General features: G+C 38.3%; 9 protein-coding genes and 1 pseudogene. 2 read left to right on the top strand and 8 right to left on the bottom strand.

Annotated elements, in window-relative coordinates; translation table 11 throughout:
• Positions 1–162 precede the first annotated feature (162 nt).
• Positions 163–708, bottom strand: coding sequence for an RNA polymerase sigma factor (locus AB5935_RS11390; RefSeq protein WP_038606213.1), 546 nt, complete (start codon positions 706–708; stop codon positions 163–165).
• Positions 709–852: 144 nt separating this feature from the next.
• Here AB5935_RS11390 and AB5935_RS11385 point away from each other — a divergent pair, with 144 nt between their 5' ends.
• The gene (locus tag AB5935_RS11385) at positions 853–1,293 is read left to right on the top strand and encodes a DUF6249 domain-containing protein (protein WP_005847274.1); all 441 of its coding nucleotides are present in this window, start codon (positions 853–855) and stop codon (positions 1,291–1,293) included.
• Between the two features lie 180 nt (positions 1,294–1,473).
• Here AB5935_RS11385 and AB5935_RS11380 read toward each other — a convergent pair whose 3' ends face one another.
• Positions 1,474–4,101, bottom strand: a complete 2,628-nt coding sequence (locus AB5935_RS11380; RefSeq protein WP_038609100.1) for a valine--tRNA ligase — start codon at positions 4,099–4,101, stop codon at positions 1,474–1,476.
• 110 nt (positions 4,102–4,211) lie between these two features.
• On the opposite strand from AB5935_RS11380, the gene mazG reads away from it, so the two are divergent.
• Complete coding sequence (gene mazG, locus AB5935_RS11375; protein ID WP_038609103.1) at positions 4,212–4,997, top strand: nucleoside triphosphate pyrophosphohydrolase; 786 nt, start codon at positions 4,212–4,214, stop codon at positions 4,995–4,997.
• 194 nt (positions 4,998–5,191) lie between these two features.
• Here mazG and AB5935_RS11370 read toward each other — a convergent pair whose 3' ends face one another.
• The 6 genes and pseudogenes from AB5935_RS11370 to AB5935_RS11345 all read right to left on the bottom strand — a co-directional run.
• Complete coding sequence (locus AB5935_RS11370) at positions 5,192–6,922, bottom strand: RagB/SusD family nutrient uptake outer membrane protein (RefSeq protein WP_007842685.1); 1,731 nt, start codon at positions 6,920–6,922, stop codon at positions 5,192–5,194.
• A gap of 23 nt (positions 6,923–6,945) precedes the next feature.
• Positions 6,946–10,107 (bottom strand): SusC/RagA family TonB-linked outer membrane protein, encoded by a 3,162-nt coding sequence (locus tag AB5935_RS11365; RefSeq protein ID WP_120053067.1) that lies wholly within the window; start codon positions 10,105–10,107, stop codon positions 6,946–6,948.
• Positions 10,108–10,380: 273 nt separating this feature from the next.
• On the bottom strand, positions 10,381–10,827 hold the full coding sequence (locus AB5935_RS11360; protein WP_368327431.1) for a hypothetical protein: 447 nt from the start codon (positions 10,825–10,827) through the stop codon (positions 10,381–10,383).
• A gap of 11 nt (positions 10,828–10,838) precedes the next feature.
• Entirely contained in the window at positions 10,839–11,216 is a 378-nt protein-coding gene (locus AB5935_RS11355) for a hypothetical protein (protein WP_008669954.1), read from the bottom strand.
• A 44-nt stretch (positions 11,217–11,260) separates the two neighbouring features.
• On the bottom strand, positions 11,261–11,812 hold the full coding sequence (locus tag AB5935_RS11350) for an RNA polymerase sigma factor (protein ID WP_038609109.1): 552 nt from the start codon (positions 11,810–11,812) through the stop codon (positions 11,261–11,263).
• Between the two features lie 33 nt (positions 11,813–11,845).
• A pseudogene (locus AB5935_RS11345) lies at positions 11,846–12,514 on the bottom strand (MBL fold metallo-hydrolase); the annotation flags it as partial.

Below are 12,514 nucleotides of genomic sequence, written 5' to 3'. Positions count from 1 at the left end.
GCGCAATAGTAGCTAGTAACATCTTTCTCTCCTGTTTCTTTTCACGTAAGAGTATAGCTTCCTCTACTTTCTGCATGGTGCGGAAAGTAAAATTGGAGGTCAGCCGGAATTGGGGCTGTTCTTTTACAGCCTTCATTAATCCTTTATCTTTTTGTTTCTCGTTCATTCTGCTTCTGTTATGAGTATATATAATTTTTTTCTTATTCGATGCAATTTTACTTTTGCATTGCTTTCCGTCAGTCCCAGGATAAGGGCGATTTCACCGATAGTTTTCTCTTCATTATAAAATAGGGAAATCAAGGCGCGTTCTTCTGCATCCAGTTTCTTGATGGCCTTATTGAGTTTTCCTACCCGTTCCCCGCTTTCATCATTCAGGGCATCGTCTATTTGCTGGTCAGATATATTCATTAACATGGCACTGTCCATAACAATTAACTCTTGTTTTCTTTTTCTGGTTGCCGATATGGCGGTGTTATATGCAATGCGGTATATCCATGTAGAGAAACTACTCTCTGCTTTAAACGACGAAAGATGTTCAAAGGCTTTCAAGAACGTATCCTGGGTCAACTCTTCCGCATCCTCCTGATTCTCCACGATGCGTATAATCAGGATAAATACTTGCTGACTGTATTTACCCAAGAAGTATTCGTAGAGAGAAGTTTCTCCTTTTAATATCCTATGAATAATATGTGTTTCGTCGTTTTCCATTTTGTCTATTAGACGCAGGGCTGGGAGAGAGGTTACATAAAAAGAGAAAATATTTTTTTCTTTCTCAAAAGTGTAACCTCTTTGGCTACGCAGCGTCTAATGGATACAAAGGAACAAAATTAATAACTTAAATACGAATAAATTATGGGTTACATTACCGGTTGGATTGTTGTAGGTATCATTACATTAGGAATCTACAAATTATTTGAACTTTTTGTTGGTAAGAAAGAGCGTCTTACTATGATAGAAAAATTGGGAGACAAGTTAGATCCTTCCATGTTGGGGAACAGGCTTAGCCTGCCTCTTCCTGTAGGAACTCCTTTCATGTCATCTTCTCCGATTTCTTTCTCGGCCTTGAAATTTGGCTGTTTGTTGCTGGGTATGGGACTAGGGTTGTTGACTGGTTATATTATTTGTGCAACCACGGTTCCCGATTATTTCACAGAGCGTAATTGGCGCATGAGCGAGTTAACTTCATTGATTTATGGTGCAAATGTCTTGCTTTTTGGTGGTTTGGGCTTGGTAGTTGCTTTTATAGTAGAATTGAAAATTTCTCAGAAAAACAGGAAAGATCATACCCGTTGAATAATGAAAGACAATTAGAAAAAAGAAAGAGATGTGTCAAAATTTGAAGTAATTATCAAAACTATCCGAGCTTTGCAGCAAGACAATAGCAGAATTACTTTTGACACATCTCTTTACTAAAAAAGAAGTGATGACCGCTTTACATAGAATGTTGCAATCTCTGTAAAGCGGTATATTTTTTTATTTTTTCAAAGCAGCAATACTTTCTTTTAAAGAAGCTATTTTGCTTTCTGCATCAGCCTGTTTCTTGCGTTCCATATCAATAACGTTGGCTGGTGCTTTGCTGACAAATTTTTCATTGCTTAATTTTTTCAATACACTTTGCAAAAAGCCTTCCTGATATTTTAAATCAGCCTCCAGTTTTGCCAACTCTTCTTCTGTGTTGATTAAATTGCCCAATGGTATGGCATATTCAGTTGTACCTATCATAAATGAGCCGGAGCCGTCAGCTTTATTCTCTACGGCTTCGATAGAAGAGAGGTTACACAATTTAGTAATAACAGGATTGAATGTAGCTACTGGATTTACACCTACTACTTGCAACTCCAAAGTTTCTTTCTGTACAATGTTTTTCTGTAAACGAATAGTGCGGATACCACCGATTACTTCTTTCACTACTTCAAATTCTTTGACGATAATCTCATTACAAGCAGTCGGAATGTTCAATTGCTGGACCATCAGGCTTTCTCCTTCTTTGCGGTCATATATATGTTGCCATAACTCTTCGGTAATGAAAGGCATGAACGGATGCAGCAACTTCAGCAAGTTATCAAAGAAGCCTAAAGTTTTTTCATAGGTCGCTTTGTCAATGGGTTGTCCGTATGCCGGCTTGATCATTTCCAGATACCAGCTTGAGAATTCGTCCCAAAATAATTTGTATACAGCCATCAGTGCTTCGCTCAAACGATATTTGCCGAATAAGTCAGCTACTTCTGCAGCTGTTTTTGCCAACATGGATTCAAACCATTCAGTGGCCAGTCTTGCATATTCGGGCTGTGCAATATCGGCAACTTCCCAACCTTTCACCAAGCGGAATGCATTCCATATTTTGTTATTGAAGTTACGTCCTTGTTCACATAACGCATCATCAAATAAAATATCGTTTCCTGCGGGAGCGGCAAGCATCATACCCATTCGCACGCCATCGGCACCATACTTGTCAATTAGTTCCAACGGGTCGGGTGAATTACCCAAAGACTTTGACATCTTACGTCCCAGTTTGTCGCGTACGATACCAGTAAAATAAACGTTTTTGAACGGCATATCACCTTTATATTCATATCCTGCCATAATCATTCGTGCCACCCAGAAGAAAATGATATCCGGTCCTGTAACCAAGTCGCTAGTAGGATAATAGTAGTTTATTTCTTCATTATTAGGATTATTGATACCGTTAAATAAAGAAATGGGCCACAGCCATGAAGAGAACCAAGTGTCCAGACAGTCATCGTCTTGACGTAAATCTTCCATTTTCAGATTGGCATTACCGGTTTTTTCTTGTGCCAACTTCAAAGCTTCTTCCGCTGTTTCGGCTACTACATAACCGCCTTCGGGCAGAAAGTATGCTGGAATGCGATGTCCCCACCAAAGTTGGCGGCTAATACACCAGTCTTTGATATTTTCCAGCCAGTTTTTGTAGGTATTCTTGTATTTGGTAGGATAGAATTTCAGTTCATCATTCATTACAGGAGGCAATGCCATGTCTGCAAAATGTTGCATCTTCAAGAACCACTGCATGGACAGTTTCGGTTCGATGGCTACATTGGTACGTTCCGAGAAACCTACCTTATTGGTATAAGCTTCTACCTTTTCCAGCAATCCGGCAGCTTGTAAGTCTTGTTCAATCTGTTTACGTACATCAAGACGGTCCATACCTATATATAGTCCGGCAGCTTCGCTCAGTGTTCCGTTGTCATTGAAGATATCAATGCTGGGCAAGTTATATTTTTCGCCAAGCATATAGTCATTCACATCATGGGCAGGTGTTACTTTCAGACATCCTGTACCAAATTCAATGTCTACGTAGTCGTCTTCGATAACCGGAATGATACGGTTTACCAGTGGTACAATTACCTTTTTGCCTTTCAGCCATTGGTTTTTCGGGTCATTGGGATTGATACACATGGCAGTATCTCCCATAATTGTTTCGGGACGAGTGGTAGCAACTACCGCATAGCGTCCTTCAGCATCATCTTCTACTTTGTAACGGAGATAATACAGTTTGCTGTGTTCTTCCTTGTAAATAACTTCTTCATCACTGAGAGCTGTCAGTGCTTTTGGGTCCCAGTTTACCATGCGTACACCGCGATAGATCAAACCTTTGTTGTAAAGGTCTACGAATACTTTGATAACACTTTCGCTACGTTCTTCGTCCATGGTGAATGCTGTACGGTCCCAATCGCAGGATGCACCTAGTTTACGCAGCTGTTTCAGGATAATACCTCCATGTTCTTCTGTCCATGCCCAGGCATGTTTCAGGAACTCGTCACGGCTAAGGTCAGTTTTCTTTATACCTTGTCCGGCCAGTTTGTTCACCACTTTGGCTTCTGTGGCAATGGAAGCATGGTCGGTTCCCGGCACCCAGCAGGCATTCTTGCCTTCCATGCGGGCACGGCGTACTAATATATCCTGAATGGTATTGTTTAGCATGTGTCCCATATGGAGTACTCCGGTTACGTTGGGTGGTGGAATGACGACTGTGTAAGGTTCACGTCCGTCGGGTTTTGAACTAAAGAGTTTGTTGTCCAGCCAATACTGATACCATTTTCCTTCCACGTCAGCGGGATTGTACTTACTTGCTAATTCCATTTTATATTTTATTTATTTAATTGATTATCGCATAATTGAGTGCAAAATTAATAAAAGTCGTTGGATTATTATGTACTTTTGCACTACAAAATGATATTAATAAACTGATTATGCATACAAGAAAAGAACAAATGGAAGCATTTGGCCGCTTTCTCGATATTTTAGACGAGTTGCGAGAGAAGTGTCCTTGGGATCGGAAACAGACGAATGAAAGTCTACGTCCTAATACGATTGAAGAAACTTACGAACTTTGTGATGCTTTGATGAAGGATGACAAGAAGGATATCTGTAAAGAGTTGGGTGATGTGTTGTTGCATGTGGCCTTTTATGCAAAGATAGGTAGTGAAACAGGAGATTTTGATATTAAGGATGTGTGTGACTGTCTTTGTGAGAAGCTGATTTTCCGTCATCCTCATGTCTTTGGCGAAGTGAAAGCCGAGACTGCCGAGAAGGTGACTGAAAACTGGGAACAGTTGAAGATGAAGGAAAAGGATGGTAACAAAATGGTTTTGAGCGGAGTACCTCCTGCTTTGCCTTCGCTAATCAAGGCATACCGCATTCAGGACAAGGCCTGCAACGTGGGATTTGATTGGGAGGAGCGTTCGCAGGTTTGGACTAAGGTAAAAGAGGAGATCGGCGAGTTTGAAGCTGAGGTGGAGAACATGGATAAGGAGAAGGCGGAAGCGGAATTCGGTGATGTAATGTTCAGTCTTATAAACGCGGCCCGCCTTTACAAGATTAATCCGGATAATGCATTGGAACTCACTAACCAGAAGTTTATCCGTCGTTTCAATTACTTAGAGGAACACACCATCAAACAGGGAAAGAACTTGAAGGATATGACTTTGGAAGAAATGGATGCTATATGGAATGAGGCTAAAAAGGAAGAAAAATAGTAGGGTTAGAATTGTTTTTTATGATGTGTGTTATTTTTGTCTTGCTTGTTTTTCTGTTTTAATCAATAAAGGGTATTGTATTTATTCTAGGTAATTTAATGTATGGTGATATCAAATTGTGTTCTATAAGAATGAGGGGTTGTCTTTTTTTATGACAGCTCCCCATTCTTTATAAAATAAGTTTTACATGAATTTTATTCTACCCATTCTTTGATGGCTTGTGAAGGATCAGGATTTAAAACTGCACCTTTGTTGAATACATTTTCATAAAGACTGATAAAGATATTCATCCAGGGCGCACAGTAGCCTTCTATTGAATTAAATCGATATCCGATAGGAGCATTAGTACCTGGATAACCACGAACAACTTGTAACTCTAACCGTTTGTAATCCCAAAAGATGATCCCTTCACCCCAGAATTCAATACGTTTCTGTTCAACAACCTTCTTTTGAAACTCTTTTAGATCATTTACTTTACATGTATAGCTACCCACAGAAGTATTATAACGAAATGTATTTACGAAATCTTCTAATTTAGAAATACCGGCTGCTAATCCTTGGCTCATTCCTATTGCTTCGGCTTCGATTAAATACATTTCCTCTATACGCATTAACGGATAGTCAACGGCAGCTCCGATTGTATAATCGTTCATTTCTCCATTTTTAGGTCGGAATTTGATACCTGTATATGGAGGCATATCAGCGAAATCATCATCGGTCAACAAAGTTTTATATTTAGTTCCGGGAGCTTTGTGTGCATCTTCAGGAGCAATCCAAGTTGTTTTTCGCCAGTCTGCATTTGGTATTTGATCGAACAATTTTTTGCCGATAAGCTTGTATCCTTGCCATTTTCGGTTACCGTAACCGAAAGTTTGTTCAGGACACATGCTTCCGGCAAAGTTGAGCCAATAGCTATGTACATCCTCGGTAGTCATGATGGATCCCCATACCCATGAATTGGTTAGTACACTGTTGAAGCCGGTAGTATAGCTGTCTCCACCAAACCATTCCTTTTCGGTCAGAGGCATTGCTCCGCTTTCGTTAATGACTTTGCGTGCGTATTCGGCTGCTTTAGTGAAACAAGTTTCTTTTGATGCAATGTTTAAATCTGTATTGTTGTTTAGGGTGTTGAGATCTTCAGGGTAAAGTTCGAAACGAGATCCCATTTCCAGCCACATACGTGCCATCAGACCATGGACAACCGGGGTACAGGGCAAGTTTTTGGTTGGGCGTTGATAATCACTCAAAAGCTCCTCAGCTGAGGCTAGATCATCTAATATGAATTTGTATACGGCATAGAAGGGAGCACGTGGATTATTACGCCCTTCTTCTTCTGTGGTTTCATCGGTAATAATGGGTACGGTTATGCCATATAAATTTTTACTGGCTGCTTCTGCATCTAATTTCTCTACTCCTGTTTTTTTATATTCATACATTCGGACTAAGTCCATGTATATCATGGCTCTATAAGATAGGCATATACCTTTATAATACTTGTTTTCGGGTGCATCATCTGCTTTTTCTAAAGCACTCAGTGCATTATTTACATTATTCAGAAACTTGTAGTTATAATACCAAATGGTATTGACAACATCAGCATCACCCAAATCATTACATACTCCATAAGTATCAAAAAAGTCAAATTTGGGTTCGTGGCAGAAGAAGTCTTCGCATGCACTTTCTCTGATTAAATTATATCCACTATATCCAAAATCATGATAAAATTGTGGACCGTAACTTCTAAATGCATTAATAAATGCGACTACTGAGTTTACCATTGCGCTGATAGCTTGGTCAGATTTTCCTATTTGGTCTATGGTAGCTGTGCTACTTTCTGGAAATACCTCTTCGATACAACTGTTTAAGCTTAATGCTGATGACAGACATGCAGCAATCATTAGTTTGGTAATATATTTCTTTTTCATATTTTTGATTGTTTATGTGTTGATTAGAATTGTAAACTTAGACCGGCGGAGAATGCGCGTACGGCTGAATATTCTCCGGATGAATCTTTATTTCCGTTCCATGTTACGCGTGAATCGAAACCTTTTCTTTTTGACCAATAATAAACATTGTCGCAGGCCACATAAATGCGCAGATTAGTTAGATATAGACTTCTAAGTGTTTTTTTTGAAAAAGTATATCCTAATTGAATGTTTTGAATACTTATGGAAGATGCATTAGTTAGAAACCTGTCGGATGTTTTTACACTGTACAGGTCATTGAATTGCCATTGTGGAATATCACTTTGAGTATTCTCCGGGCTCCATGCTTTATAAATATCTTTGTGAACATTATATCCTAAATGAGTTGAAGTAGGAGGTGACATTAATGCTTGGTAACCATAGTCGTATGCCTGACCTCCTATACTGTAGTTTATTTGTGCAGAGAAATCAAAACCATAAAATGAAAGAGAGGTATTGATACCACCGTATAGGTCTGGAACAGCGTCACCACATAAGTATAGATCAGCTTGAGAATAGGTTGTTGTTGTTTTCATCTCACCGGTTTGCTTATCTGTATAATACCATTGTGGTTTGCCTTCTTCGGACACACCTGCATATTTTTGAACATAGTTAGTATACATTGGAAGTCCTTCTCCGTAATAATACAGACCGTTTACATAACCGGCATGTCCATCTATAATGTCTGTTTTTTTACTTTCTGCAAGACGGCTGATCTTATTTCTATAATGTGTTGCATTAAAGCCAATATTCCATGTTACGTTTCTAGTCTTGACTGGTAGATATTTTAAATCAATTTCAACACCTTTGTTATTCATGTCACCAATATTGTCATAATAGCCTGAGTACCCTAATGATAAAGGTACAGAAAAACGGTTAAGCATATCAGTTGTTCTGCGATTGAAATATTCTATGCTACCACTTAATCTGCCTTTTAATAGTTCGAATTCTATACCTAAATTTATATTTGTATTGGTTTCCCAGGTAATATTTTTATTTCCTTTTCTGGAAAAACCTAATGATAACTCATTATTGCTGTTCTTGATATTGTAAGTATCTACATATAAGAAATCGTCTATTCTGTCATTACCCTGTTGACCTACAGAAAACTTTAGTTTTAATAAATCGAGCCATTTAATGTCATCCAACCATTTTTCTTTGGTAAGAATCCAAGCAGTTCCCACAGAGTAGAAATTACCCCAGCGATTATCCGGGTGAAAGCGGGAAGAGGCATCGCGCCGGTAAGAAAGTTGGAAAAAATATTTGCCGTCATAGTCGTACATACCTCGGAATAAATATCCTTCAGTATTGTATTTACTCTTATAGGATGACTCATCGTTGGTACCACTGATGGCACCGTTTAATTCTTGATTCTGAAAAAAAGAGAACATACTGTTTTTGGCTGCGTATAATTCTTCATAAACGTTATTAAAGCTTTCATGACCTGCCATCAATGAAACGTTATGTAATCCGAAGCTATGATTATAATTTAATATTTGTTGTAGGTTGAGGGTTGTTCGACGCCAATGCTGGACATTGATGCTTCCATTCAAAGAATTTGCTGTTCCATAAAAAGGATTTAAAGCATTTTTGTACCGGCTGTCACGTATCGAAGTGCCTGCATTGAATGTGAATTTGAAGTCTTTCAGGAAATTAATATCTATAAATGCGTCTCCATTCAAAGTATTTGCAGAGGTGTTATATGTATCGAGCTGACTTAATTTTATTCCGTTAGAGTTCGGGTTGATAGGACGGTTTAGAGGACCTTGGTTGGATACTCCGAAATCGTACATGTCACCATTTTTATCCTGCATGATCTTACCATTTGTATCACGTAGGTAAAGTGGATATATGGGAGCTGTATTGAAAGCTTGGCTAAAACCGCCAGCGGCTGAATTCTGTATTGAATGTGTATAACTGATGTTGGCGCCAAATCTCATCCACGGTTTAGCCTGATATGTGGTTTTCAAACGACCGGTGATACGGCTATAATCAGACCCTTCTGCTATACCGTCTTCATCTAAATATCCAAAAGAAGCATAGATTTGTGCTTTATCACTTCCGCCTGAAATATTGACGTTGTATTCTTGGCGTAATGCTGTATGATATACAGCATCGACCCATTTGTCGGGAGTGAGATAATAACCGTTTACTATCCGTCCTAATTTTGCATTAGGATTAAGAAGACCGTTTTTACCAATCAGATATTCTCCTTCAGGATATGAATATACGTTGTAGGATAAACCACCGGTTTGACTGTTGGTTCCTATCATATTAGTATTTGCGCTGACATATGCTTGGTCAGGAGTTTGTCCTTGGGCATTTAAATAATAATTGTATAATGCTTTATAGTGTGCTTGATAATATTCTCTTGGATCTTTTATGTAATCATATTCTATTTCACCACGGGTATTGGCACTCCATTTAGCGTCTACTGTGATTTTTGCATCGCCTGCTTTGGCTGATTTTGTTGTTATAATTATGACACCGTTAGCACCTCGAGCACCATAAAGAGCTGTGGATGCTGCATCTTTTAGTACAGAAATAGATTCTACATCTGCTGGATTGATGTTATTCCATCCTCCTTCGTATGGCATACCGTCTAATACGATGAGGGGATCTGTTTTTGCGCTCATTGAACTGATGCCACGTATCAGAATGCTTGGAGTTTCTCCAGGCTGCCCATTTGTCATTGTCATTTGTAGGCCTGCCACTTGTCCAGATAAACTTTCTATGACATTAGTAACCGGACGTTTAGTTATTTGTTCTGTATGAATCATTTTGGCAGATCCTGTAAAAGCTGATTTTTTTGCAGTACCATAAGCAACTACCAAAACTTCTTCCATCACTTCTGTTGTTGAAGTCATAACAATTTTCATTTCCGGCTTGATGGTTACTTCTTGGGTTTCCATTCCAATGAAAGAAACAATAATTGTTTTGTTGGTAGGTGAGATGTTTGTAAGTGTGAACTGACCATTGATGTCGGTGATTGTTCCATTGGTTGTTCCTTTTACCAATACGGAAGCTCCGATTACCGGTTCGTTGTTTTCGCTTGAGATAACGGTTCCTTTCACTGTTACCTGTGCTTGTGCATGGCTTATTCCTACGAATAAGCATACGAATAGTAGTAATAGTGTCTTTTTCATAATGTTTGTAATAGATTTGTGAGTTTATGGTTTGTACAAACCTAGGAATAAAATATAATAAATCAAAATATTTTCGATGGTAAATGTTTAAAAATAAAAGTATATTCTAATCAATGTAATAAAAACTTAAACAAGCAAGAAAATTAACTTGTTTTTATAAAAGAAACATCTTAATCATTTTGTCGTTCCGATGAACTTTTTAAATACAAAAATCCCCAAATCTAAGTTGATTGATAGATTTGGGGAAAAAGTTGGAAATATCTCTTGTTGCTTTTATTTTTTTTGAGATTGGTGCATACTTTTTAATATATCACGGTGGAATTTAATCTCTGCACGTTGTAACTTATATATTTTCTTGGGAGATAAGATTTTTTTAAAGCGCTGTAGATATTCCAAATCCAATTTATCGGCTTCAATCCTTGCTTTGACAATACCTTCTATAATTTGTTCGTATTCGGCATCGGTTGTTTTAGGATTTTTGCCTTTGCGTGCTTGCTCCCATGCTTTATCATTTACTGTTTTTTTACGGTCTTGTAATTCGAAGTAGATAGGGAAGAATTTAGTGGCCTCTTCTTGCGTTATTTCTGCTTTTTGCGTGAGATATGCTTCTTGTCTAGCTCTGAATTCTTCTTTGGTGAAACCAGGTTTCTTTTTGTCTTGCGCCTGTAGCGAAATGCTTATATATAAAGTGATAAGCAAGGTTGCCAGTCTTTGTATCATGTGGTTATTATTTAATTATACATATCTGAATTTGCATCTGTCAAGTATTGATAGAGCGTATAATCATCCATCATGGAATGATCTAAAATCGTTTCAATATATTCGTCTGAGAATTGTTCAGTTTCCGCTGCTGTAAAAATAGGAGTGTCTTGTTTAGGGGGACCTACAATAACTCTGACGCTGAACATCAATCCACAAAACATAGCTGCCATATATATCCAAGGCTTGATACGTTGCCAAGTAGTTATTGTTTCTTGCGGAGTAGAAGTTTGTTCCTTCTCCGGCAATTTATTCATCAACTCTTTTGAGAAGTTGTCGAAATAACCTTCGGGTACCATGAATGGATTTTTTGTCCCGCATTTTTTTAATAGTTCATCTTCTTCCTTCATAGTGGTTCTCCTTTCTTTGTTAGATACATTTCTTTTAAAAAGGTTTAAAGGCATTCTTTTAAAAAGTTCTCTATTTTTTTCACTGCATGGTGGTAGGAGGCTTTCAGTGCCCCTATACTTGTTCCTAATATTTCAGACATGTCTTCATATTTCATTTCTTGAAAATATTTTAAATTGAATACTATACGCTGTTTTTCAGGAAGCGTCAGTAATGCTTTTTGAAATAATATTTGAGTTTCATCTCCATTAAAATATGTATCACTTTCCAGTTTGTTCACCATATCTGCATCAGCGTCGTCTATGGATAATTGGTTGGTGGCACGTTGTTTATTTAAAAAGGTCAAGCATTCATTCAAAGCTATGCGGTAAAGCCAGGTCGATATTTTGGCTTCGGCACGAAAATACTCTAGATTAGTCCATGCTTTGATAAATGTATTCTGTAACAGATCATTGGCATCTTCATGAGAAAGTACCATCCGGCGTATCTGCCAATATAGCTGTTCGCTGTATTCGTTGACAATACATTCGAAGGCTTCTTTTTGTCGTGCCGGGTCCTGTAATAACGCTATTATTTCTTTCTCATTATAAGTGTTCATGTTCCTATTTTTAAATTAGATATCCGGTTTATGTTATGGTTTAATGGATTCTATTGAAATTTTTAATGTTTCCCGTGCAAGTAGAGTGTTAGGAAAAATATCCGATGCTTCCTGTAACAATATGCTTTCATCTTCGTAGCGGGCTGAAAAATGTCCTATAAGAAGTTGTTTTACTTTTGCGGTACGGGCGATTTCTCCAGCTTGCGAAGCAGTTGTGTGAAAGGTTTCTTTCGCACGGGCTTGTTCGCTTTGTGCAAAGGTGGCTTCATGAAATAACAGGTCCACTCCGTATATTTGTTCTATGATACGTGGCAAATAAATAGTATCTGAACAATAGGCATATCGGCGGGGAAGGGCAGAAGGGATAGTCAATTTGTTGTTTGGTACTATTTTTCCGTCCGGTAATGTGTAATCGGCGCCATTCTTTATCCGGTTGAGTTCGTATACGGGGATTTCATAAAAGTCAATCATGTCGCGACGAATATGGGCGGGGGGCTGTTTCTCTGAAAAGAGGAATCCGCATGTTGGTATCCGATGACGTAAGGGAATTGTTTCTATGGTTAGCGAACGGTCATCATAAATTATTTCAGCTTTGCCCGGATCAAAAGTTTGGAAAACGACTTTGTAACTCATACCTTTGCAAAAAAAGTCGAGTTGCGGAGTAAGAAGACGTTCTTAGTCTGCGTGCCAGTGAATATAGAG

The organism is Phocaeicola sp. RTP21198st1_B8_RTP21198_201120 (assembly GCF_040929485.1).
Taxonomy (GTDB): Bacteria; Bacteroidota; Bacteroidia; order Bacteroidales; family Bacteroidaceae; genus Phocaeicola; species Phocaeicola dorei.
This window is presented reverse-complemented; position numbering and strand designations above follow the sequence as displayed.

Bases quoted from the DNA above. Each gene is read 5' to 3' on its own strand.
- AB5935_RS11390 (WP_038606213.1), bottom strand. From the start codon at position 708: ATGGAAAACGACGAAACACATATTATTCATAGGATATTAAAAGGAGAA.
- AB5935_RS11385 (WP_005847274.1), top strand. From the start codon at position 853: ATGGGTTACATTACCGGTTGGATTGTTGTAGGTATCATTACATTAGGA.
- AB5935_RS11380 (WP_038609100.1), bottom strand. From the start codon at position 4,101: ATGGAATTAGCAAGTAAGTACAATCCCGCTGACGTGGAAGGAAAATGG.
- mazG (WP_038609103.1), top strand. From the start codon at position 4,212: ATGCATACAAGAAAAGAACAAATGGAAGCATTTGGCCGCTTTCTCGAT.
- AB5935_RS11370 (WP_007842685.1), bottom strand. From the start codon at position 6,922: ATGAAAAAGAAATATATTACCAAACTAATGATTGCTGCATGTCTGTCA.
- AB5935_RS11365 (WP_120053067.1), bottom strand. From the start codon at position 10,107: ATGAAAAAGACACTATTACTACTATTCGTATGCTTATTCGTAGGAATA.
- AB5935_RS11360 (WP_368327431.1), bottom strand. From the start codon at position 10,827: ATGATACAAAGACTGGCAACCTTGCTTATCACTTTATATATAAGCATT.
- AB5935_RS11355 (WP_008669954.1), bottom strand. From the start codon at position 11,216: ATGAAGGAAGAAGATGAACTATTAAAAAAATGCGGGACAAAAAATCCA.
- AB5935_RS11350 (WP_038609109.1), bottom strand. From the start codon at position 11,812: ATGAACACTTATAATGAGAAAGAAATAATAGCGTTATTACAGGACCCG.